Raw genomic sequence first — 22,767 nt, 5'->3', positions numbered from 1 at the left:
ATGCGGGCCGTGGAAGTGGGGCGCGGCATGGACGCGCTGTTCAGCCCGCGCTCGATCGCCATCTTCGGTGCGTCGGACGACGTCACCAAGATCGGCGGCCGTCCGCTGCAGTTCCTGCTGAAGTATGGCTATGCGGGCGGCATCTACCCGATCAACCGCAAGGGCGGACTGGTGCAGTCCCTGCCGGCCTATGCGGGCGTGGACGACGTGCCTGAAGTACCCGAGCTGGCCGTGGTCGCCGTGCCGCCCGCGGGCGTGCTCGACGCGGTGCGCGGCTGCGCCCGGCGCGGCGTGAAGGCCGCGGTGATCCTGTCCGCCGGATTCTCCGAGATGGGCGATGAAGGCCGCCAACTGCAGGAGCAGATCGGCGAGGTGGCCCGCGCCGCCGGCATGCGCGTGGTCGGCCCGAACTGCCTGGGCGCGATCGGCGTGCCCGACAGGAGCATCGCCACCTTCTCGGTGGCGCTGGAGTCGTCGTTTCCCGTGGCCGGCTCCGTGGGCATCGTCTCGCAGAGCGGCAACCTGGGCAGCTTCACGCTGCGCCTGGCCGGCGAGCGCGGCCTGGGCGTCAGCCGCATGCTGACCACGGGCAACGAATGCGACGTGGACATCGCCGACGCCATCGCGTCTCTGGCGGGCGACCCCGGCACCCGCGTGATCCTGTGCTGCATGGAAACCTGCCGCGACGGCGACAAGCTGATCCGGGCCATGGCCATGGCCCGCGAGGCCGGCAAGCCGCTGGTGGTGCTGAAGGTCGGGGTCTCCGAGGCCGGCAGCGAGGCCGCGGCCTCGCACACCGGCGCGCTGGCCTGCTCCGACGCCGTGTTCGACGCCGTGCTGCGCAAGGGCGGCGCCATTCGCGTGCCCAGCATCGAGCAGTTGCTCGAAGTGGGCCACGCGCTGTCCGTCGTCGGCCCGGCGCATGTGCCGGGCGGCAACCGCGTGGCCGTGCTCACCGCCTCGGGCGGCTTCGGCGTGCTGCTGGCCGATGCGGCCAGCGCGCAGGGCCTGGCTTTGCCCAAGCTGGCCGCGCACACGCAGGAGCGCATCCTGTCGGTGGTGCCCTTCGCCTCGCCCTCCAATCCGGTGGACATGACGGCGCAGGTGTCGAGCCGGCCCGAAGTGCTGGCGCAGATGCTCGATGCCGTCGCGCGGGATGCCAGTTGCGACGCGCTGATCCTGCAGTCGGCCAACGCCTTCCACCTGCCCCGCCTGCGCGATGTGTTTCTTTCCGCGCTGGAACAGGTGCGCAAGGACCATCCCTCGCGCCTGATCCTGCTGTGTGCCCGCGCGCCCCAGGAGGTGCGGGCCACGCTCAACGGCATGGGCTTCCCGGTGGTGGAGGGCATCGATGCCGCTTGCGCGACCCTGGCTGCGCTGTTGCGCTTCGGCGCGCGAGGCACCACGGAGACCGCCGCAGCGGCCATCGAGCGCGCGCCGCTGGCGACGGAAGCCTTCGCCACCGAGGCAAGCGCCAAGGCCGTCCTGTCGCAAGCCGGCCTGCCCGTGCCGCAGGAGGTGATCGCAGCCAACCGTGACGAGGCGCTGGCCGCGGCTCGTGCGCTGGGCTTTCCCCTGGTGCTGAAGATCGTCTCGCCTGACATCGCTCACAAGACCGAGGTCGGCGGCGTGTTCGTCGGCGTGCGGTCGGAGGCGCAGCTGCTCGAGGAATACGCGAACCTGCTGGCGCGCGTGGCGCAGAAGGCGCCCGAAGCCCGCATCGCCGGCGTGCTGGTCGCGCAGATGGTGCAGGGGGGTGTCGAGCTGATCCTGGGCACCAAGAAAGACCCGGTGTTCGGTCCGATGGTGATGGTCGGGCTGGGCGGCATCTTCGCCGAGATCTTCAAGGACGTGGCGCTGCAGCCGGCGCCCGTCGACGAGGCGCAGGCCACCGCCATGCTGCGCTCGCTCAAGGCCTTCGCGCTGCTCGACGGCGCGCGCGGGCGGCCCCGGGCCGACGTGCAGTCGGCCGCCAGGGCCGTCGCGGCGCTGTCGCGATTCGCCACGCGCCATGCCCAGGACGTGTCGGAGATCGATATCAACCCCTTGATGGTGCTGGAGCAGGGGCGCGGCGCCCATGCGCTGGATGCGCTGCTGGTGCCCGAGGAACAAACCATGAAAGCCAAGCCATGAACATGTCTCTTTCAGGCCGTGCGGCCTTCATCAGCGGCGCCGGCCACGGCATCGGCCGCGCCACCGCGCGCGCCATGGCGCGCCTGGGCGCGACCGTCGGCATCAACGACCTGAAGCCGGAATTCGTGGAAGAGGCCGTGGCCGAGATCCGCGCCCTGGGCGGCCAGGCCATCGGGCTGCCGTGCGACGTGTCGACGCGCGAAGGGATGCGCGAGGCGGTGGCGCAGTTCGCCAGCGACGCGGGGCGGCTGGACATCATGGTCAACAACGCCGCCTGGGTGCGCTACCAGCCGCTTGCCGAAATCACCCCGGAGGTGATGGACCGCATGGTGGAGATCGGCTTCAAGTCGGTGATCTGGGGCATCCAGGCCGCGGCGGAGGCGATGGACCCGCAGCGCGGCGGCTCCATCGTCAACGTGGCATCCATCGCGGCCTTCAAGTCGCCCATGCGCTCGGTGGTCTACAGCGGCATCAAGGCCGGCGTCCTGGGCATCACCCGGGCTTCGGCCGCCGACCTGGGCGCCCGCAACATCCGCGTGAACGCGGTGGCGCCCGGCGCCATCCCCACCGAGGGCACGGCCAAGCATCGCAATGCGGAGCTCGACGCCAAGCGCATCGGCCGCACCCCGCTGGGCCGCCTGGGCACGGTGGAAGACATTGCAGACGCCATCTGCTTCCTGGCCGGCGACGAATCGCGCTTCTTCAATGCGGACGTGCTGCGCCTGGACGGCGGCGCCTCGGAGACCTCGCTGTGAGCGGCGCGGTGCGACCGCCCAAGCGGGTGCAGAACGTGTTCGTCGCGGCAAGGGATCCCGCCAGCCTGCACGGCTTCTATGAAGGCGCGCTCGGCCTGCCGATGAAGTTCCGCGACGGCGACCGCTGGATCCAGTACGGCGCGGGCAATACCAACGTGGCGCTGGCCTGCCTCGAGGAGGCCGCGCCTGCCATCGGCGGCCTGGTGATGGTGCTGGAGGTGGACGACTTCGAGGGCGCGCCGGAGCGCATTGCGGCCGCCGGCGGCCAGGTGCTGGGCCTGCGCGACATGGGTGCCCACGGCGCCGTGCTGTCGCTGCGCGACCCGGAAGGCAACCTGCTGCAGCTGTTCCGGCGCGCCGCGCCCGCCGCCGCATGAGCGAGCCGCAGACCGTGCCGGCAGCCTTGCAGTCGTTGCTGGACCGCGAAGCGATCCGCGACTGCCTGCTGCGCTATTGCCGGGGCATCGACCGCTGCGACGAGGACGCCTTGCGTTCGGCCTACTGGGAGGACGCCACCGATTGCCATGGGGCCTGGAACGGCAGTGCCGCCGGCTTCATCGCGCGGGCGCTGCCCAGGCTGCGGCAGGGCGGGCGCCGCGTCCACCAGATCACCAATGTGCTGATCGAACTGCACGGCGACGTGGCTGCCGTGGAAAGCAGCTTTATTGCATTGCAGTCCACGGCCGCGCAGCCGGATCGCGAGACTTTTCTTTGCGGCCGTTATGCGGATCGCTTCGAGCGTCGCGGCGGCGAATGGCGCGTGGCCGCGCGAACCGTGGTCTATGACTGGATCGAGGAGCGCACGCGGCCCGAACTGGCGCAGGACGACGCGGCCCTGTTCGGCGCGCGCCAGCCCGTCGGCGGCCGTGCACCGCACGATGCGGTGTATGCGCTGCTCCACAACGTGCGAGGCGGCTGATGGCCGGATCTCCCAGCGTGCTGATCACCGGCGCAGGCGCCGGCATCGGCCGCGCCGCGGCGCTGGGCCTGGCGCGCGCGGGATGGCGCTGCGTGCTGGTCGACGCCGACGCGGCCGCATTGGAACGCACCGAAGCGCTCTGGCCGGCCGGAGCCCAGAGGCCGCTGGGCCTGGTGGCAGACCTGACGGACGCGGCCCGCATCGAACGCCTGCGCCAGGAGGTTCCGCCGCTCGAAGCGCTGATCAACAACGCGGGCATGTCGGCCGGCGGCGCCGAGGCGACATCCGGCCATGACGACGGCGGCGCGGCGCGCCTGCTGGCGCTCAACCTGGCGGCACCGGCGCGCGTGGTGCAGGCGTGCGCCCCGCATTTGCGGCCGGGGGCGCGCATCGTCAACGTGGCTTCCGGGGCGGGCCTGAGGGCCATTCCCTGGCGCGGCCTCTACAGCCCGAGCAAGGCCGGATTGATCGGGCAGAGCCGCGCGCTGGCGCACGCCAGGCCCGACTGGACGGTGACCACGCTCGCGCCGGGTTTCGTGAGAACCGAACTCGTGCAACGCCTGATCGACGGTGGACGGCTGGACCCCGCGCAGGCGGCGTCGAAGATTCCCATGGGCCGCATGGCCGAGCCCGAGGAGATGGCCGACGCCTTGTGCTTCCTGGCCAGTCCGGGCGCGCGCGTGCTCACCGGCCGGCTGCTGGTGCTGGATGGCGGTTCGTCCGTGTGCGGAGGCAGCCAGCCGTTGCCGCCTTGCGAACGTCCGCCCCTGGCGTTCGATGCGCCCTTGCGCCCGAACTGCGAGGCGGTGCGCGAACCGCTGTGGCGCGCCGCCCTGGACAAATGGGTTCGCTCTCATGCGAGCCATGCGAGCCATGCGGGCTCCACGGGCTACGCGGGTGTTGCCGATGCGCGCGCGCTGGATGCGCCGCCGGGCTCTCGGCTCGATGCGGTGCTCGATGCGGTGCTCGATGCGGCGCGCTGCTTCCGCGCGCGCCATGCGGCGCACGCCAGCCTCACGCTGCTGATGCCTGCGCCCGAACCGGGGCTCGACTGGCAGATGGCCGGCGATGCCGATGCGGCACGGATGCTGGTCGCCACGCTGGCCGCCGAATGGGGCTCGCACGCGCTGCGCATCAACGCGCTGGAGCTGCCGCGCGATCTCGCACCCGACGCCTGCCTGCCGCTGCTCGACTACATGGCCGGCCCCCGGGCGCAGTTCCTGACCGGCCAGGTGCTTCGCCTCGGCGCCGCCGCGGCCCGAGATCACAACAAGGAGACTCCTGCATGATTTCACCGACCATTTCACGCCGCCGCCTGCTGGCGGGCGCGGGGCTGCTCGCCCTTCAGGGCCATACATGGGCCAGCGAAGCCGGCGCCTGGCCGGCGCGCCCGATCCGCCTGGTGGTGCCCGGCCCTCCGGGTGCCGGCTCGGACATCTTCGCGCGCCTGCTGTCCGTGCCGCTGCAGCAGGCCCTCGGGCAGCCGGTGGTCGTGGACAACAAGCCCGGCGCGAACGGCCTGATCGGCAATGACACCGTCGCCAAGGCGGCGCCCGATGGCTACACCATCCTGCTGTCGCCGTCCTCGGCGATTGCGATCAACCCGGTCATCCAGCCGAAGATGCCCTACGACACGCAGAAAGACCTTCTGCCCATCGCGCAGGTCGGCGCCGCCGGCATCCTGCTGGTGGCGAACCCGGCGACGGGTATCCGCTCGCTGGCGGACCTCGTTCGCCAGGCCAGGGCCAACCCCGACAAGCTGGCCTGCGGCTCGTGGGGCAACGGCTCGACCGGCCACCTGGTGCTGGAGGGCATCAAGGCCCAGTACGGCATCGGCATCGCGCATGTGCCCTACAAGGGCGTCTCGCCGCTGGTGACCGACCTGCTGGGCAACATCATCGGCGTGGGCTTCGTCGACATCGCATCGCCGGTTCCCCACATCCGCAGCGGCAGGCTGATCGCGCTCGGCAGCACCGGCTCCGCCCGCGGACCCGCGCTGCCGGAAGTGCCCACGCTGACCGAACAGGGCTACCGCTCCGACGTGGACGGCTGGTACGGCATCTTTGCGCCGGCGGCCACGCCGCGCGAGGTGGTCGCGCGCCTGAACCAGGAGATCAACCGCATCCTGTCGACCGAAGAGATCATCCAGAAGTTCGCCGCGCAGAACATGCCGCGCCCGCCGATCAAGAACGCGGAGCAGTTCGGCGCCACCGTCCACCGGGACCTCGCGGTCTGGCAGTCGCTGGCGAAAGTCGCCAGGTTGCGGGTGGACTGACGAATGCGGCCGGCTTCACTGATGGCTAGTGAAAGAACAGGGCGATCAGGATGATGACCGGGATCGGCACGCCGAGAAACAAGAGCAGAAGCGAACGCATGATGAGGATCTCCTAGGAAGTGTGTTCACGCAGGCCGGTCGTTCAGAGGTCGCGCCGGCGCCCGCCGTAGGTTGCGGCGAAGCTGGCGACGAAGGCGCCGATCAGCATCGAGACCACCAGCCACAAGGCGGCATACGCGGATGCCTTGCGGGCCGCGTCGGCGGCTTCCCGGGCCTTGGCCTGCGCGTCGCGCAGCGTGGCCTGTGCCTTTGCATAGGTGTCGTTCACGCGCTTCTCGGCGTCCTGCTGGCTCAACCCCGTGCGCTGCGCCACGACCTGGCCGACATACCGCGCATCCTCCGGCGGCAGCGCACCGGTGCGGATGCTGTTCAGGAAGATGCGGCTGACTTCGGCGTTGGCCGCTGCCGTGCCGCGTTCCGGCATGGCGGGCTGTCCGGTGCCTGCGTCGCCGGTCGCGGCGGCAGGAGCGCTGGCGTCGCGACGGAACAGTGAATCGATGAAGTAGTTCATCGGGCCCGTGCCGCCGTCCTGTGCCGACTGCGACGCGGCAGCGCCTGCGCCAGCCCCTGCCATGCCCACAGCCGCGGCCGCGCCGCTCGCGACAGTGGCACCAGCCTGCGCACCCGCGCCCACGATCGAACCCACCACGGAACTGAGCAGCGCGGCGGTCAGCAACGTCGCGACAGACCAGGCCAGGAAGCCATGGGCCGTGTCGCGGAAGTAGACCTCGTCCGTATGCACGCCGGCCCACTTGGTACGCAGCCGGCCTGCCAGATAACCGCCCATGCCAGACGCGGCGATCTGGGTGAAGCTCAGCCACAGGATCGTCGCGACGCCGATGGCGCCCGCACTGGCGCCCTGATGGGTCCAAGGGCTGACGGAGGACATGCCGAGGCCGGTGCCCAGCACCAGCAGGATCAGCGACAAGGATGCAGCGCCGGCCGCGCCCGCGAAGATCGCGCCCCATGAGACACCGCTTCGGCTGCCCTCCGCGGCGAGCACGCCGGAGGGTGGTGTATTGACGCCATATGAGCTCATGGTCGCTCCTTGTCTGCTTGTTGTGGAGCTCGCACTTTTTGGCTTGCGCCGCGGCGCTTCGGTCGGTGGCCGGCGCTAGCGGGGGTAGGCAATGAGCCCGAGCGGGGCATCGCTTCGCCGCAGCAATGCGCGGCCGTCAATTCAAGAGCTGATTGATTTGCAAATCAATTTGTGGAAATTTTGATCGCGTGGCGGGCTTGGCAATTGACTAAAAAAAGAATTGGAGATCCGGTGATTTTCCAAATCCGGATGCCCAGATGAATTGATTTTTGCCTGGATCAATTGATTTTTGGATTGCGATGTCCGGCTTGGGAAGCGCTGCGTTGCATGCCGGGCGGCCTCTATGTATCGCCCTTGTAATCCACGTCTAACTAATTCCTAACTCTCACCTAATTTTGAAGTCAGCTTCCGGTCAGTCGATAGCGCCGCCGGAAATTCGGATGAAAAAACGCGCGTGAGATTCGAGGATGTATGGCGGTTTGACACACAAATGTCACCCGCGATTTCTACATTTCTCCTCGATGCGGCATTTGTTAATACAAAAGCAGTTGCCTCTGTTGCCGCTTGCAGGCCGGAAAAAACCATCCATAACTCTCAGCCCCAAGATTCATATGAACATTCTCAATAGAAAAGCCCTGTTCACGTCCTTGACGACGGTCGCGGCTTGCGTGCTCGCCGCTTGCGGGGGAGGCAACGGCGGGCCCGGCGCCATCGTCTTCCCGGTCGGAACGACGCCCACCGCCAGCCCCACCACCTACAGCGGCGTGGTCGCCGCCAGCGGCTTCGTGCCGGGCAGCGCCACGGGCAACCCGACCCTCAAGGCCGGCTACTACCAGAAGGCCACGGTCTTCGTCGACACCAATGGCAACGGCGTGCTCGACAGCGGCGAAGTGTCGGCCGTCACGGACGCCAGCGGCAAGTTCACGCTGACCACGACCCAGACCGGCCCGCTGGTGGCGGACATAGGCACGGGTGCGATCAACACCGCCACCGGCACCGCGGTGGCCAGCCACCTGATCCTGCGCGCCTCGGCCGCCCAGATCGCGGACCAGGGCGCGGGCAAGGTCGTCATCAGCCCGCTGTCGAGCGAAGCGCAACGCCTGGTGGAAGCCAACGGCAGCAGCTACGCGGCGGAGAAAGCCAACCTCGTCGCGCGCCTCAACGGACCGGCGTTCAATCTCGGCACGGCCACGGTCGCCGACCCGCTGGCGGACGTCAACACGCTGAGCGGCGCCAGCCAGTACGCGGTGCTGTACGAAGACAACCAGCTGACCAACCGCTACACCTATGCGACGACCAAGCTCGACCGCAAGGACATGTTCCCCGACAACCTGGCCGTCGCGGGCGGCGACCCGCGCCTGGTGGGCCTGTCGAGCGTGACCATCACCAACAGGGACGGCAGCAAGGTCACGCCGTCGGTGCCGACGCAGAAGCAGGCGCCCATCACCTTCGCGCAGGCGCAGCAGGCGGCCTTCAACGTGGAAGGCGTGCCGGCCTACGACAACATCTTCGTGGTCGTCGAGGAGAACAAGTCGACCGACGTGATCGTCGGCAACTCGCGGGCCGTGAACATCAACTACATCCTGAACAAGTACAACCAGCTGACGACGTACTACTCGACCGGCAACCCGTCCGAGCCGAACTACACCGCGCTCGGCGGCGGCGACGACTTCGGCATCAACGACGACAACTGGTTCGGATGCGGCGTGATCGCCGGCAGCGCCAACGCCATCACCGACGTCGCATTCACCGGCGGCACGGCCTCCGACGGCCAGCCGCTGCCGGGTCAAGGCCCGCTGCCGCCCGCCGGCAGCGCCACGCGCGCCGGCTACAGCGCGGCCAGCACCACCTGCGGCGACAACCCGACCAGCGGCACCGTGCACAACGTCCTCGGCGACAACCTGTTCACGCTGATGTCCAGGACGGGCCGCACCATCCGCACCTACAGCGAATCGATGAACCCCGGCCAGGACGTTCGCGCCGACAGCATCGCCGACGCGTCCGTCACCGCCACCTACGACGCAGGCAACCGCCTGAACGGCTTCACCAATCTCGACGGCTCCACCCCCAGCCTTACCGGCACCGCCAACTTCGGCGTGGTGAACGGCCTGTACAAGGTCAAGCACGGCCCGTCGATCGCCTACCAGAGCGCGCGCAACCTGCCCGAGTTCGTGGCCACCAACCGCACCATCTTCGGCACCCAGTACCAGGAAGCGGATTGGCTCAAGTCCTCGGCCTACCCGATTCCGAACGGCTGGGTCTATGACCAGTTCAGCAAGGACCTGGCCACGGGCGACGTGGGCAACATCAACTTCATCGTTCCGGACCAGTGCGACGACATGCACGGCGTCGGCAGCGACACCAGCTGCGTGAGCAACAACAACGGCCAGGCCAACGGCGTCATGCGCGCCGACATCTACCTCGGCATGGTGGTGAAGAAGATCCAGAACTCCGCGCTGTGGAAGAACCCGCAGAAGCGCGTCGCGATCGTCGTGATGTACGACGAAGGCGAAGGCGGCAGCAACGGCTCGTGCTGCGGCTGGAACGCCGGCGGCAAGAACTCGGGCGCCGCACCGGTGACCGTGGATGCGAACGGCAAGGCGACGGCCACCACCGCACCGGTCAACTACAGCTCGGGCAACTTCGGCCACGGCAACTCGATCTTCGGGATCATCTCCAACCAGCAGGACGTGGGCACGGCCAAAAAGAAGATCGCGGACAGCGACTCCTACAGCCACTTCTCGTTCGTGCGCACGCTGCAGGACATGTTCCAGATCGCCGACCCGGCCGTGGATGCGACTTACCTGAACCGCGCCAAGTACACCGAAGCCTTCATCACGGCCAACATCACGGCGCTGCCGGAATTCGCGGGCAGCGTGGACACGCACTTCGACTCGGTGCGGCCCATCAACCATGCCTACGTGATCCCGGGCAACTACACGCAGAAGCTGTATGCGGCCGACATCGTCGGCCAGGTCGACACGCTCACGGGCAAGCTGGAAGGCCAGATCACCCCGCAAACGGGCCCCGACGCAAGCCAGACCAACGTCTGGGCAATCAAGTAAGCCGAAGGCCGCCCCGGGGAAACGGGGCGGTGTTCCAGGCGGAACTCCTTGCGGGGCCGCCTGGAACAGCTTTTTCCGGCCTTCGAGCAACGGTGAATGATGAATCTGGTAACGGAAAAGACGCTCCCCCTCGTCGTGGCGCTTTCGGTGGCGCTCTCGGTGGCGCTTCTGGCTTTGGCGGGCTGCGATGGCAAGGGCACGGCGACGGCGGCAAGCGCCGGCCCGCGCGCGCCGGCCCTGAGCCCGGGCGCGCAGGTCGGGCAGATGTTGTTCTTCGACAAGAACCTGTCGAGCGGCAAGAACATGTCGTGCGCGAGCTGCCACGACCCGCAATACGCCTACGGGCCGCCGAACAGCATCTCGGTGCAACTGGGCTCCGACATCACGCAGGCCGGCGCGCGCGCCGTGCCCTCGCTGCGCTACAAGGAATCGACACCCGCCTTCGACGACGACGCGCCGAACCCGGACGGCGTGACCTCCAACTCGCCCGGCGGCGGCTTCATGGCGGATGGCCGCGCGGCGACGCTGGCGGCGCAGGCCGCGCTGCCGCTGCTCAATCCGCTGGAGATGAACAACCCCTCGAAGGAAGCGGTCGTGAAGGCGGTGCGCAACGCCGCCTATGCCGGCCTGTTCAGGCAAGCCTTCGGCGCCGACGTCTTCAACGACACCGACAAGGCCTTCGACGCCGTCGGCACCGCGATCCAGGCGCTGGAGACGGAGGACCTGAGCTTCCACCCGTACAGCAGCAAGTACGACCTCTACGTCTTCAACAAGGCAGGCGGCACGCTGACGCCGGCCGAACGGCGCGGCGAGGTCGTGTTCCACAGCAGCGGTGTTGCCAACTGCTCCGGCTGCCACTACACGGGCGCCAACTTCAACGGCAACTCCGGCCTGATGACGGACTTCACCTACCAGGCCCTGGGCGCGCCGCGCAACGACAGGTCGATCCCGAACAATCCGGATCCGATTCCCGCCAACGACGATCCGAAGTACTTCGACATGGGGTTGTGCGGCCCCTACCGCACCGACCACATGCCCGCCACGCCGCAGACCCCCAACCCCTACTGCGGCATGTTCAAGGTTCCGGTGCTGCGCAACGTGGCGACGCGAGGCGCCTTCTTCCACAACGGCGTGCTCCATTCGCTGGAGCAGGTCGTCAACTTCTACAACACGCGCGACACCGACCCGGAGTACTGGTATCCGGCCGACAAGGACGCCACCGGCGCGCCGCGGGCCAACCCGGCCTGGGCGCTGCAACCCACCCATGTGCCCGGGGCGAAGGTCCGCAAGTACAACGACCTGCCGCCTGCGCAGCAGGGCAGCATCGACGAGGAAGTGCCGATGGGCACGGGCGAGGGCGGCGACAAGACGCTGGCCAGCGGCACCAGGCCGCGCGCGCCCGGCTCCCCGCCGGCCATGACGCCGCAGCAGGTCGCCGACCTGGTCTGCTTCCTGGGTGTCCTGAGCGACGGCTATCAGCCTGCCGCCAAGCCACCGGCCACCGGCAAATGCGTGAACTGAAGACGGCTCGTTGATTCGATGACGCAAACAACCTCATTCCTCGCGCGCCGCGTCGGCGGCGTCGGCTTTCTTCTGGCGCTGCTGGCCTTGCTGGCCGGCTGCGACAACGAACAGGCGCGCTTTCCGGACCGCGACAACTTCACGGCGACGGTCAATGACTATCTCGCGCAGCGCGGCCATGTCTGCCTGGCCAAGTACACATGGCCGATCACGGTGGCGGCCGGATCGCACGAACCCGATGCGCAGCAGATGCCGTTGCTCGAGAAGCTGGGCCTGGTGACGGGCAGGGATGTCGCGGCCAGCCAAGCGAACGCGCCGGCCCGCGAATACGCGCTGACCGACGCGGGCCGCAAGTACTACCTGCAGGTGCCCGTGGTGATTCGCACCACGACGCAGACCGTGACGCACCCGGGCGACTTCTGCGCGGCCACCCTGAGCCTGGACCGCCTGGTCGGCTGGGATCCGCCGCAGACGCGCGACGGCCGCACCGCGACCTCCTTGCTCTTCACCTACCGCATCGCGCCCGACCAGTGGGCCGGCACGCCTGAAGTGCAACAGGCCTTTCCGCTGCTGGCGCGCGCCATCCAGCGCGAAGGAACCATGCAGGTGCGCCTGGGCGTGCACCTCACGCGGCGCGGCTGGGTCGCGGACGAGCTGGACATGCACTGAGTCCGCGATCGCCCTTGCTCCTGAAAACAACCACAAACCCCATGAATCTCTTTTGCATCTGCCCGAGCCGGGGCCCCCTGGCCTCGATCAAGACTCTGACGGGCATTGCGCTGATCTGCGCACTGGCCGCATGCAGCGCGAGCCACGACCCCAAGGCCCCCACCGCGGAGAACCTCGCGCCCGCACTGGATGAGCATCTGGCCCAGCGCGGCGACATCTGCCTGGCCATGTTCGACTGGCCCATCGATCTGACCGAGGCCGAGGCCGGCTCCGGCGCGCGCCATGCCATCCAGTTCCCGGTGATGGAACAGCTGGGCCTGGTGCACAGCACCATCGTGGCCGTGCCGAAGAGCAGCGAGAACCCGGACGGCGCCGTCAAGCGGTTCGAGCTGACGGATGCCGGGCGCAAGTTCTACAAGCCGCATCCCTACGTCACCCGTGGCGCCGAGCATGCCAACGACTTTTGCGTGGCGCATCTCAAGCGCGAAAAGATCGTCGACGTCAAGGTCGACACCTCCGACGCGAAGCATCCGATGGCGGTGGTGAGCTACACCTACCAGATCGACACGGCGCCGTGGATGCAGAACGCCGACGCGCAGCGCGTGTTCCCGATGATCACGCGCATCGCCAACGGCGCGGGCGGGCAGCTGCAGCTGCGCCAGGGCTTCACGCTCGGCGACAAGGGCTGGGTCGCGCGGCTGGGGCCCGTGTGAATCCATGAGCACCGTCGTCCGCTTCTCGCCCGATCTGGGCCGCTGGCTCACGCACAACCTGAATGCCGGGCGGGCGCCGCAGGCACTGGTCTCCACCATGCTCGGCCAGGGCATGAACGAGCGCTCGGCGCGGGCCATCGTGTCGGCCTACGTCGATGCACGGCAGCGCGGTACCGCGATGCCTGCCGATGCCATCGAAATACCGGACGAGTCCCCCGGCAGGCCCGTGGCGCGGCTCGCATCGGGCACGCGGATCCCGACCACCGATCGCGAGGTCGTCGTGCATTCGCGCGGCAACGATCCGGTCTACGCCGCGCTCGGCAATGTCGTGGATGCGCACGAGTGCAAGGCCGTGATCGAGATGGCGCGTCCACGCCTGAAGCCTTCCACGCTGGTCGATCCGATGAGCGGGCGCGACGTGGTGAGCGACAAGCGCACCAGCTGGGGCATGTTCTTTCGGTTGGGCGAGAACGAGCTGATCGCGCGTCTCGACCGGCGCCTGTCCGTGCTGATGAACCTGCCACTGGAAAACGGCGAGGGGCTGCAGGTGCTGCACTACCCCACCGGCGCGGGCAGCGAGCCTCACCACGACTACCTGGCGCCCACCAACGCCGCCAACCGCGAATCCATCGCGCGAAGCGGACAGCGCGTGAGCACCCTGGTGACCTATCTCAACGACGTGCCGGACGGCGGCCAGACCGTCTTCCCGCAACTCGGCCTGGCGTTCTCGCCGATCCGGGGCAACGCCTGCTACTTCGAATATGGCGACGACAGCGGGCGCGTCGATGCGCGCTGCCTGCATGCCAGCGCGACCGTGGACCGTGGCGAGAAGTGGGTCATGACCAAGTGGATGCGCGAGCGCCGGTTCGTGGCGGCTAGGTGACGGCAGCGAGCAGGCTGGCCACGCCCAGTCCCACCGCGGCCAACGCGTCGCCGGCGATCAGGCCGCCGCCGAACAGCGAGGCGCTGCTCATGTCCTGTGGCGCGTCCCCGCGCGCGGGTGCGCGGGCGGTCCACAGGCTGCCGGCCACGCCGCCCGCTGCGAACCACAGCGACGCCGACAGCGGCACGAAGCCGCCGAACGACAGCGCATACGGCGACGGCAGCACGATCGCGTCGAGCACGAAGCCGCGCGGCCGGATCCACTTGCGCAGGCCCTCGATCACGAGGCCCGCGGCAATTCCGATGCCGATCGCCGTGCGCTGGTAGGGCACGTCGTCGGTGAGGCTGCGCAGCACGCCGACGAACTTGTAGGTCATGGCCGAGGTCCAGCCGCCCGGCTGCTGATCGGCCTTCAGCACCGTCTGGTCCTGCAGCAGAACCGGGTAGGCCGCCATGAACAGGCGCGCGAACACCACCGCGAGCACGGCGCCCACCACGATGCCCATTACCTGGTAGCGGAACTGCAGCGTGCGCGAGCTGCCGAGCCTCCAGCCCGTGGAGCGGTCCTGCTGCATGTCGCAGGCCACGCCCGTGGCCATGAGCAGCACCGCGCCGGCCATCAGCCCCACCGTGGGGTCGCGCAGTCCGAGCGCGGCGAGGATGACGACGGTCACGACGAAGGCCGACGAGATCGGGTTCGAATCGCTCACGCCCACTGAGATCCCGTTGACCAGCGCGAAGACGAACACCAGCGCCACGGCCACCACCAGATAGAACACCGGCTGCGCCAGCAGCCAATGCCCGCAGGCCACGGTGGCGGCGCCCCAGAACAGCACCCAGAGCGCGAGACCGCGCGTGACCCCGGGCATCTCGTCGTGCGCTGCGGCCTGCCGCCGTGCGCCCGGCAGTGCCCGCCGGAAGATCAACGCCATGTCCAGGATCGCCGCGCCCATGATCGCACCCAGCGCGATGAGGAACATGACCTTGCGCGGCGCGTCGTCCGCCTGCAGCCAGCCGGCCGAGACGAACCATGGCTTGAGCGCCAGTCCGATGAGGCCTCCGGTCAGCGCCGGGACGCCGATGCGCGCGCCCACCACCAGCCCTGCGCCCAGGGTCGATGCCGACATGCCGATGGCGCCCAGCACCGCCAGCCGCGCGGTGGCCAGCCCCGCCACCAGCCCGATGCCGATGCCACCGCCGAGCTGCTTGACCGAGCGCCGCAGCAACGCCGGATCGGTCAGCGCGCGCAGGATGTTGGCCACGGCCAGCCCCGACGGATAGGTCAGCCGCATGCGTTCCACCAGCACCGGCGTGTAGAGCATGCCCACGCCCGCGCCCAGCATGCCGATGCAGCCCAGGTACAGCATCAGCTGCCATGCCGGCGGCTGCGGCATGCCCATCCACGCCATGGCCTGCAGCAGCACGCCCAGCCCGCTCATGGCGGCCACCGAGGCGGCCGCCGTCTGGATGTAGTTGGCGCCGTGCCGTCCGCTCGCGCCGTAGCCCGCCGTCACGGCCGAGCCCAGCAGGCCGGCGAGCACCTGGCCGCCGACGAAAAAGCCGAGCGAGAAGTTCATGTAGGCCGCCGTCACGCCGGCCAGCGGCCCCAGCACGAGGGCACCCGCGGCCACCAGCAGCAGGTGGTAGCGCCAGCTGCCCTCGGCCGGCAACCAGCGCCGGCGGGCTCGCGGGGAGGCTTGCGAGGGCGGCATCAGGCGGCGGTGTCGAATTCGAGTTCGCGTTCGTAGAGGTGCAGCGGCTGGGGCCGTCCGAACAGGTAGCCCTGGCACACGCGGCAGCCGTGGCGCTCGAGGAAGTCGCGCTGCGCCTGCGTTTCCACGCCCTCGGCCACGATCTGGAGCTCGAGGTTGCGCGCCATGCCGATGATCGTCTGGATGATCAGCTCCACCTTCGGGTTCAGGCCGATGCTGTGCACGAAGAACTTGTCGATCTTGATCTGGCTCAGCGGCAGCTGCGTCATGTACGACAGCGACGAATAGCCCGTGCCGAAATCGTCCATCGAGAACTGGATGCCGAGCGCCGCCAGCGCGTTCATCTTGCCGATGGCGTCGACCACTTTTTCGTGCAGCAGGCTTTCGGTGAGCTCCAGCTTGAGCTTGCGCGGGTCGGCGCCGGTGCGCTGCAGCACCCGGCTCACCTGGTCGACGAAGTCCGCTTCGCGGAATTGCCGCGCGCTCACGTTCACCGACAGCTGCAGGTGGCCCAGGCGCGGGTCGTCCCGCCAGGCCACCAGCTGCATGCAGGCGGCCTCCAGCACCCACAGGCCGAGCGGGATGATGAGCCCCGTGTCTTCCGCCACGTCGATGAATTCGTGCGGCAGCAGCAGGCCGCGCACCGGGTGGCGCCAGCGCACCAGCACCTCCGCGCCCGTCACCTTGTTCTCGTCGGTGACCTGGCTCTGGTAGTGCAAAACGAACTGCCGGGCGGCGATGGCCGCGTGCAGCTCGCTCTCCAGCGTGGCGCGCGCGGTGATGGTGGTCTGCATGCCTGCCTCGAAGAAGCGCAGCGCGTTGCCGCCGTCGGTCTTGGCGTAGTACATCGCGATGTCCGCCTGCTTGAGCACTTCCTCCATCGATGCGTTCCCCGCATCGAAAAGCGCGGCGCCGATGCTGCAGGTGCTGTGGTGCTGCTGCAGGCCGAGCTGGTAGGGCTGGCTCAGCCGCGCGAGGATGGCCGCGCCCATGGTCTCGGTCTGCGAGGTGGCGACGACGTTCTGCGTGTCCAGGTCTTCGAGGATCACGACGAACTCGTCCCCGCCCAGGCGCGCCACCATGTCGCCTTCGCGCAGGCATTCCTTCAGCCGCTGCGCCACCTGCTTGAGCATGACGTCGCCGATGTCGTGGCCGAGCGCATCGTTCAGCGTCTTGAAGTTGTCGAGGTCGAGAAACAGCAGCGCGCAACGGCGCGAGCCCCGCGCATTGGAGCCCATGGCCCGCTTGAGCCGGTCCAGCAGCAGGCGGCGATTGGGCAGGCCGGTGAGCGTGTCGTAGAAGGCAAGGTGCTCGATCTCCCGCGCCGCGCGCTTGCTCTCGGTGATGTTGCGCAGGATGACGATGAAGCGCGCGTCCCGGCCGTCGCCTATCGATTTGCGCGAGGCCGAGATCTCGAACCAGTCCTTGTCCCCCGCGTGGCGCAGCTCGAACTGCCGGCCGGCCGAATGGCCCTTGGCGTCGGCGTCGTGCAGCGCGCCCATGACTTCGGCGGTCGCTTCGGCGGGCAGCAGTTCGGACAGCAGGTGCCCGACCGGGTCCGCGATCTCGATGGCCGGGAACGGCACGCGCGGCGAGTGGCAGCCGTGGCAGCGGCCGTCCAGGCCGACCTCCAGCAGCAGGTCGGGCAGCGCATCCAGCGTGGCCTGCAGCTGTGCCTTGCTCTCGATGATGGCGGCCATGTGGCGGCGCTTCTCGGTGATGTCCTGGTAGACGCAGACGATGCCGCCGTCGGGCGTGCGGCTGCGCGCCGCGCGGATCACCTGGCCGCTCTCCAGCAGCGCCTCCTGCTCGGAGTAAGGCTGATCCATCTGCGGCGTGTTCAGCGCCGTCCAGCCGGCCGGGCCCTGGTCATGCACCACATGCCGGGCGGTCTCGTCCATGATCTGGCGAAACGGCAGCTGCGGCGCAATCATCGGCGCGACCCACGGGAACATCGCGACGAAGCCGCGGTTCCAGGTGAGCACGCGGTTGTCCGAGTCGAGCAGGATGAAGCCGTCGATCATCGACTCCAGGGCCTGGTCGAGCGTGAACTTGGAACGCAGCAGCTCCATCTGCGCGAGCCACTGCCTTCGCAGCTGGATGTGCGTGAAGCAGGCCACCGCCAGGATCATCAGCCCGATGGCGACGGCCGTCCAGGCGATCAGGTCGCGCTCGCGGCGCCACTCGCGCAGTGCCGCGGTCAGGGGAATGCTCGCGACGATCAGCAGGTTGCGGTGCAGGGTCGGACGGGCCACCACGATGGCCGGCAGCCCGCTCAGGCGCGCCGCCATGCGCGAGGGCTTGCCGTCGCTGGTCCTCTCGTGCAGGGCGGGCTCGATCTGCCGGCCGTCAAGATCGTCGCGCGGCGGCAGGCTCGCCAGCAGCGGGCCGCCGTCGCGCTCCAGCGTGACTTCGAGCCCGTAGATGCCGGCGCCCTGGGTCATGATGGTGGCCAGCAGCGAGAGCTGCACCTCGGCCACCGCCACCATGCGCGAGCCGTCGGCCAGCGTCGTGGCGCGCGCGAAGAACAACACCCTCTGCGAGGTGACCAGGCTGGTGGCCGGCTGGCTGATGGCCAGGGTGGACACCGGGTTGGCCAGCACGCTGTCGATGAAGCCGGCGGGCAGCACCAGCGGCAGCTGTGCGCCGCGCCGGTCGGAAGATGCCACCACGGCGCCGCGTGCGTCGACGAAGGCGACGTGGCGTACCAGCAGGTTCTGCCGCACCACGGTGTCCAGCAGCCGGTGGTCCTCGAAGCGGCCCATGTCGTTGCCGGCGCTGCCGACGGTGGAGCTGCGCAGCAGTTCGTTGGCGCCCGCCAGCAGCATGTCGACGCTCAGCAGCGAGCGGTTGAGCGCCGCCTCGGAGCCGCTGACGAATCGCACGGCCAGGTTCTCGTGGTCGCTGATCGCCTTCTGGCGCCCATCCCAGACGATGAGGCTGGCCACGGTCACCACCGTGGCGAGGAAAAGCACGGCCACGCCGAAGACGATGGCGGTGACGCGGCGCGGGAAATGCGGCTTCACTGAACTGAAGGAGCGCGCAGCCCCACCACCGGCGCCAGCGTGTCGTTCCAGGCCTTGGCGCACTCCGGGCCGCAACGCCGCACCCAGCCGGGCAGCACGCGGTTCGCGAAGATCTCGCGGCGGCGCGCTTCGTCCTGTGGCGACGGCCGGACGGCCGTCATGCGGCCCTTGGTGGGCTTGGTGCAACCCGCCGCACCGGTGTTGCAGGCGATGCCCTCGTCGGTTTCCCGCTCCGACTGGGTCCATACCGCGTTTTCCAGCTTGGGCAGTTCCTTGCGCAGCAATGCCTGCAGGTCGGCCGGCAGCGCGTTGAAACTCTCCCGGTTGGCCGCGAACACCGCGACGCCCCAGCTCAGCGGCAAGGTGTAGATGGTGCTGGTCACCTCGTGCAGGCCCAGCGTGTGGCCCGACATGGTGCCGGTGACCGCGCAGTCGGTGTTGCCTGACCTCATGTTCGCCATGATCTGCGAAAACTCGGTGTAGACCGGCGTGCCGCCCACCGCGGCGATGAAATCCGCCTGCGTCGAGCTCGACACCCGCGTGCGGCGGCCCGCCAGGTCCGACAGCTGCTGCAGCGGCTTGTTGCAGAACACCTCCTGGGCCGGGTAGATGTACACGGCCAGCAGTTCGGCGCCGTAGCGTTCGCGCAGCGCGGCGGCCAGGTAGGGGCGAAATGCGCCGACCGTGCGCCGCAGCGTGGAAACGTCGGGGTTCAGCCCCGCCATGTCGGCGGCGCCCAGCTCCGGATACTGCGTCGAGACCTGGCTCAGCAGCGCCGTGCCGAAAGGCACCACGCCCAGCTGCATGAGGTTGAGCATCTCCTGCCCCGGCACGCCAGCACGGTCGAAGGGCACGATGCTGGCGGTGTAGCGGCCGCCCGACAGCGTGGCCAGATCCCGGGTCCAGAACTGCTCTTCGTGGCCGGTGTACTGCGTGACTCCTCCCAGGCCGCCGACGATGCGCAGCCGTTGCTCGGGCGCCGTCTGCGCGTGGCAGAGCAGCGAGGCGAAAAACATCAGGAGTCCGGCGAAATAAACCAACATAAGCCCTAAGCGAGAAGGGTTTCAAATCATTACACAGGTTTCACGGGCAGCGATGAGTGAACGCCCTCGGATGTTGTAACGGGCTCGGCGCCGGCCGGGACGGCTTGGTGTCCAATGCGCTGCACATCGTCACTCATCACCGTCTCGCATGGAATTCTCAGCATGAAGCTTGGCAAGATCGTTCTCGGGGGGCTCGCCGTGCTGGCCATCGCCGGGGCGGCGGGCTGGTTCAGCCTGGACAAGGAAACGCGCGGGCTGCTCTCCACGCTGCCCACCAACAGCGATGTGCTGTTCTGGAGCCAGCGCCAGCGCGATGCGGGCTTCCGGGCCCTCGACCGCTTGCCGGTGCTGGCCAAGGCGCACGTCGTGGCCGCTGGTGCCGCGCCGTCGGCCTTGCCGCCGGGGCCGCCGTTGGCGCTGTCCCTGGACGTCGATGCATACATGGCGCAGCAGCGCAGCGCCGCGCTCGTGATCCTGCAAGACGGGAAGCTGCGCCTGGAGCGCTACGGCCTGGGCTTCGACCGCGAAGGGCGCTGGACCAGCTTCTCGGTGGCGAAATCCATCACTTCCACCTTGCTCGGTGCGGCCGTGCGGGACGGCCACATTCGCAGCCTCGACGACAAGGTCAGCGACTACATCGTGGAGATGAAGGGCTCGGCATATGACGCTGTCAGCATCCGCCAGCTCCTGACGATGACCTCCGGCGTGCGCTGGAACGAAAACTACGGCGATCCGCAGTCGGACGTGGCGCGCTTCAACAACCATCGGCCGGAGCCGGGTGCCGACGCGCTGGTGAGCTACCTGCGCCAGCTCCCCCGGGCGGCACCGGCGGGCACCCGCTGGAACTACAGCACGGGCGAGACCAATCTGGTGGGGGTGCTGGTGGCACGGGCTACGAGCAAGCCGCTGGCTACCTATCTGTCGGAGAAGATCTGGCGGCCCGCGGGCATGGAGCAGCAGGCCACCTGGATCCTGAACCGCTCGGGGCAGGAGATCAGCGGTTGCTGCATCCAGGCGGCCACGCGCGACTTTGCCCGCTTCGGGCAGTTCGTGCTCGACGGCGCACGCATCGGCGGCCAGCCGATCGTGCCGGACGGCTGGCTGGCCGAGGCCACCACGCGGCGCACGGACATCGGCCAGCCGGGCCGCGGCTACGGCTATCAATGGTGGACCTACGACGACGGCAGCTTCGCGGCGCGCGGCATCTTCGGCCAGGGCATCTTCATCGACCCGAAGCGCAGGCTGGTCATCGCCTCGAACGGCAACTGGGCGGGTGGGGCGTCGAACCGCGCCGACAGCGCGGCGCGGGACAGTTTCTACAGGGCGGTGCAAAAGGCCATCGACGACGAAGGCGTGGGGAAGCCCGGCGGCTAGCCCACCCGCATGGACAGTTCCACGTCGGCGGCGAAGGGGACCGACAGGTATCCGCCGTCGGACGCACGCACGCGTGCGAGGTACTCCGGGCTGTGGTCGGCGTTGTCCGCCACGATCAGCGCACCCGGCCGCAGGCGGCTCTCGACCAGCGCCAGGATGTCGGGGTAGAGCGCCTTCGCGCCGTCCAGCAGCACCAGGTCGATGGTCTGGGGCAGGTCGACGGCCAGCGTCTTCAGCGCATCGCCTTCGCGGATTTCGACCAGGTCGCTCACGCCCCCTTCAGTCAGGTGCTCGCGGGCCTTGGCGATCTTCGATGGCTCGAACTCGCTGCTGATGAGCCTGCCGCCGCCGTTGTCGCGTAGCGCGGCAGCCATGTAGAGCGTCGACAGGCCGAAGGAAGTGCCGAACTCCACGATGTTGCGCGCGTTCATGCTGCGTGCCAGCTGGTAGAGCAGCACGCCGGTCTCGCGCGACACCGGCAGCCAAAGATCCTTCATCCGGCCATAGAGGTCGAGGTACTCGGTCTTGCTGTGCATCAGCCGTTCGCGTTCCTCGCGGCTGATGCTGGCGATGGCAGGGCTGGTTGCCGCGGCGGCCTGCAGGAACAGGCGGTCGAGCAAAGGGGCGAGGGGAGGGGAGGTCAGGGTCGTCACCGGGTTCTTTCGTGTGAAAAAGCAGATGCGAAATAATATGAAGAACCCTTCACGTTTTCCATTCGCGTTACGGATCCTGCCCATGACAGACCGCTCGAGTGCCTCCATCTCCTCTCGCAGAAAGCCCAAGCAGGCGCGCTCGGCCGACCTTCTCCAGGCCATTCTTCAGGCAGCTATTCAGGTTTTGGCGAAGGAAGGGGTGAGCCGCTTCACCACCACGCGCGTCGCCGAGAGGGCCGGGGTGAGCGTCGGTTCGGTCTATCAGTACTTTCCGAACAAGGCGTCGATCCTGTTTCGTCTGCAGAGCGACGAATGGCAGCAGACCACGGAAATGATGCGCGGCATTCTGGGTGACATGCAGCGGCCCGTGCTCGAACGCCTGCGCATGCTCACGCACGCCTTCATTCGCTCCGAGTGCGACGAGGCGCAGGTGCGAACGGCGCTCGGCGACGCCGCGCCGTTCTACCGTGACGCGCCCGAGGCCCGGGAAGTGCGCGCCGCCGGCGGCGAGATCGTGAGGGTGTTCATGAAGCAAGCCCTGCCCGCGGCTTCCGATGCCACGCGTGAAATGGCGGGCGACCTGATCGTGAGGACGCTCAGCACGGTGGGCAAGGATTTTTCGGAGAGCCCCCGGACCGCCGCCGAGATCGAATCCTGGGCGGACGCGATGGCCGACATGCTCTGCGCCTACCTGGAAAGCCTCGCATCGCGCTGAGCCCGGCGCTCGGAGTCCACACCGTTCTACCTGTTCTCGGGGATGGCTTCGGAAAGCCTCCTTCGTTAGCCTGCGCGTTCGTCAAAAAACGCTTCACTCGCCGACCATCCCGATGACGCTGCATTCCGCCTTTTCGCGCCGCGCTGGCTACGCCCTTGCCACGGCAATCACCCTCGTGCTTGTTGCCTGCGGCGGAGGAGGAGGGGGCGGGGA

At 68.6% G+C, this 22,767-nt stretch carries 18 protein-coding genes; 13 read left to right on the top strand and 5 right to left on the bottom strand.

Going from position 1 to position 22,767, the window contains the following annotated elements; all coding sequences use genetic code 11:
• The 6 genes from AC1RVW_RS05975 to AC1RVW_RS05950 are packed head-to-tail and all read left to right on the top strand — an operon-like array spanning position 1 to position 6,082.
• A complete protein-coding gene (locus AC1RVW_RS05975) occupies positions 1 to 2,133 on the top strand; it encodes an acetate--CoA ligase family protein (RefSeq protein WP_493198638.1) in 2,133 nt (710 codons plus the stop codon).
• Positions 2,130 to 2,888 (top strand): SDR family NAD(P)-dependent oxidoreductase, encoded by a 759-nt coding sequence (locus AC1RVW_RS05970; protein WP_081267621.1) that lies wholly within the window; start codon positions 2,130 to 2,132, stop codon positions 2,886 to 2,888. The genes AC1RVW_RS05975 and AC1RVW_RS05970 overlap by 4 nt, the downstream gene beginning before the upstream one ends.
• Positions 2,885 to 3,265 (top strand): VOC family protein, encoded by a 381-nt coding sequence (locus AC1RVW_RS05965; RefSeq protein WP_493198636.1) that lies wholly within the window; start codon positions 2,885 to 2,887, stop codon positions 3,263 to 3,265. Before AC1RVW_RS05970 ends, AC1RVW_RS05965 begins: the two co-directional genes overlap by 4 nt.
• Positions 3,262 to 3,807: a nuclear transport factor 2 family protein gene (locus tag AC1RVW_RS05960; protein WP_493198634.1), complete on the top strand. Its 546-nt coding sequence runs from the start codon at positions 3,262 to 3,264 to the stop codon at positions 3,805 to 3,807. The genes AC1RVW_RS05965 and AC1RVW_RS05960 overlap by 4 nt, the downstream gene beginning before the upstream one ends.
• The gene (locus tag AC1RVW_RS05955) at positions 3,807 to 5,096 is read left to right on the top strand and encodes an SDR family oxidoreductase (RefSeq protein ID WP_493198632.1); all 1,290 of its coding nucleotides are present in this window, start codon (positions 3,807 to 3,809) and stop codon (positions 5,094 to 5,096) included. Before AC1RVW_RS05960 ends, AC1RVW_RS05955 begins: the two co-directional genes overlap by 1 nt.
• A complete protein-coding gene (locus AC1RVW_RS05950; protein ID WP_493198630.1) occupies positions 5,093 to 6,082 on the top strand; it encodes a Bug family tripartite tricarboxylate transporter substrate binding protein in 990 nt (329 codons plus the stop codon). The genes AC1RVW_RS05955 and AC1RVW_RS05950 overlap by 4 nt, the downstream gene beginning before the upstream one ends.
• A 142-nt stretch (positions 6,083 to 6,224) precedes the next feature.
• Here AC1RVW_RS05950 and AC1RVW_RS05945 read toward each other — a convergent pair whose 3' ends face one another.
• Positions 6,225 to 7,181: a hypothetical protein gene (locus AC1RVW_RS05945; protein ID WP_155742468.1), complete on the bottom strand. Its 957-nt coding sequence runs from the start codon at positions 7,179 to 7,181 to the stop codon at positions 6,225 to 6,227.
• 611 nt (positions 7,182 to 7,792) lie between these two features.
• Here AC1RVW_RS05945 and AC1RVW_RS05940 point away from each other — a divergent pair.
• The 5 genes from AC1RVW_RS05940 to AC1RVW_RS05920 all read left to right on the top strand — a co-directional run bounded on the left by AC1RVW_RS05940 (position 7,793) and on the right by AC1RVW_RS05920 (position 14,032).
• Positions 7,793 to 10,246: an alkaline phosphatase family protein gene (locus AC1RVW_RS05940; RefSeq protein WP_081267628.1), complete on the top strand. Its 2,454-nt coding sequence runs from the start codon at positions 7,793 to 7,795 to the stop codon at positions 10,244 to 10,246.
• Positions 10,247 to 10,345: 99 nt separating this feature from the next.
• On the top strand, positions 10,346 to 11,767 hold the full coding sequence (locus AC1RVW_RS05935) for a cytochrome-c peroxidase (RefSeq protein WP_081267800.1): 1,422 nt from the start codon (positions 10,346 to 10,348) through the stop codon (positions 11,765 to 11,767).
• Positions 11,768 to 11,785: 18 nt separating this feature from the next.
• Positions 11,786 to 12,436 carry a hypothetical protein gene (locus AC1RVW_RS05930; protein ID WP_081267629.1) on the top strand — a complete coding sequence of 217 codons (651 nt, stop codon included), beginning with the start codon at positions 11,786 to 11,788 and terminating at the stop codon, positions 12,434 to 12,436.
• 41 nt (positions 12,437 to 12,477) lie between these two features.
• Positions 12,478 to 13,149 carry a hypothetical protein gene (locus AC1RVW_RS05925; RefSeq protein ID WP_493198627.1) on the top strand — a complete coding sequence of 224 codons (672 nt, stop codon included), beginning with the start codon at positions 12,478 to 12,480 and terminating at the stop codon, positions 13,147 to 13,149.
• A gap of 4 nt (positions 13,150 to 13,153) precedes the next feature.
• The gene (locus AC1RVW_RS05920) at positions 13,154 to 14,032 is read left to right on the top strand and encodes a 2OG-Fe(II) oxygenase (protein ID WP_493198625.1); all 879 of its coding nucleotides are present in this window, start codon (positions 13,154 to 13,156) and stop codon (positions 14,030 to 14,032) included.
• On the opposite strand, the gene AC1RVW_RS05915 is transcribed toward AC1RVW_RS05920, so the two are convergent.
• From AC1RVW_RS05915 to AC1RVW_RS05905, 3 genes are read right to left on the bottom strand one after another with little or no spacing between them, the layout of a single operon-like run.
• Entirely contained in the window at positions 14,025 to 15,743 is a 1,719-nt protein-coding gene (locus tag AC1RVW_RS05915; protein WP_493198623.1) for an OPT/YSL family transporter, read from the bottom strand. The two genes, AC1RVW_RS05920 and AC1RVW_RS05915, sit on opposite strands and share 8 nt — an antisense overlap.
• Entirely contained in the window at positions 15,743 to 18,769 is a 3,027-nt protein-coding gene (locus tag AC1RVW_RS05910; protein ID WP_493198621.1) for a bifunctional diguanylate cyclase/phosphodiesterase, read from the bottom strand. Before AC1RVW_RS05910 ends, AC1RVW_RS05915 begins: the two co-directional genes overlap by 1 nt.
• Positions 18,766 to 19,785, bottom strand: a complete 1,020-nt coding sequence (locus tag AC1RVW_RS05905) for a TRAP transporter substrate-binding protein (protein ID WP_155742470.1) — start codon at positions 19,783 to 19,785, stop codon at positions 18,766 to 18,768. The genes AC1RVW_RS05910 and AC1RVW_RS05905 overlap by 4 nt, the downstream gene beginning before the upstream one ends.
• 189 nt (positions 19,786 to 19,974) lie before the next feature.
• Between AC1RVW_RS05905 and AC1RVW_RS05900 the strand changes: the two genes are divergently transcribed.
• On the top strand, positions 19,975 to 21,186 hold the full coding sequence (locus AC1RVW_RS05900) for a serine hydrolase domain-containing protein (RefSeq protein ID WP_493198620.1): 1,212 nt from the start codon (positions 19,975 to 19,977) through the stop codon (positions 21,184 to 21,186).
• On the opposite strand, the gene AC1RVW_RS05895 is transcribed toward AC1RVW_RS05900, so the two are convergent.
• Positions 21,183 to 21,839: an O-methyltransferase gene (locus tag AC1RVW_RS05895; protein ID WP_234383060.1), complete on the bottom strand. Its 657-nt coding sequence runs from the start codon at positions 21,837 to 21,839 to the stop codon at positions 21,183 to 21,185. The two genes, AC1RVW_RS05900 and AC1RVW_RS05895, sit on opposite strands and share 4 nt — an antisense overlap.
• Positions 21,840 to 21,921: 82 nt before the next feature.
• Here AC1RVW_RS05895 and AC1RVW_RS05890 point away from each other — a divergent pair, with 82 nt between their 5' ends.
• A complete protein-coding gene (locus AC1RVW_RS05890) occupies positions 21,922 to 22,554 on the top strand; it encodes a TetR/AcrR family transcriptional regulator (protein WP_493198619.1) in 633 nt (210 codons plus the stop codon).
• Positions 22,555 to 22,767: the final 213 nt, after the last annotated feature.

This window comes from Variovorax sp. MPBD4-3, assembly GCF_058809745.1.
The sequence above is the reverse complement of the archived record's forward strand: the minus strand, read 5'-3'. Positions and strand labels throughout refer to the sequence as shown.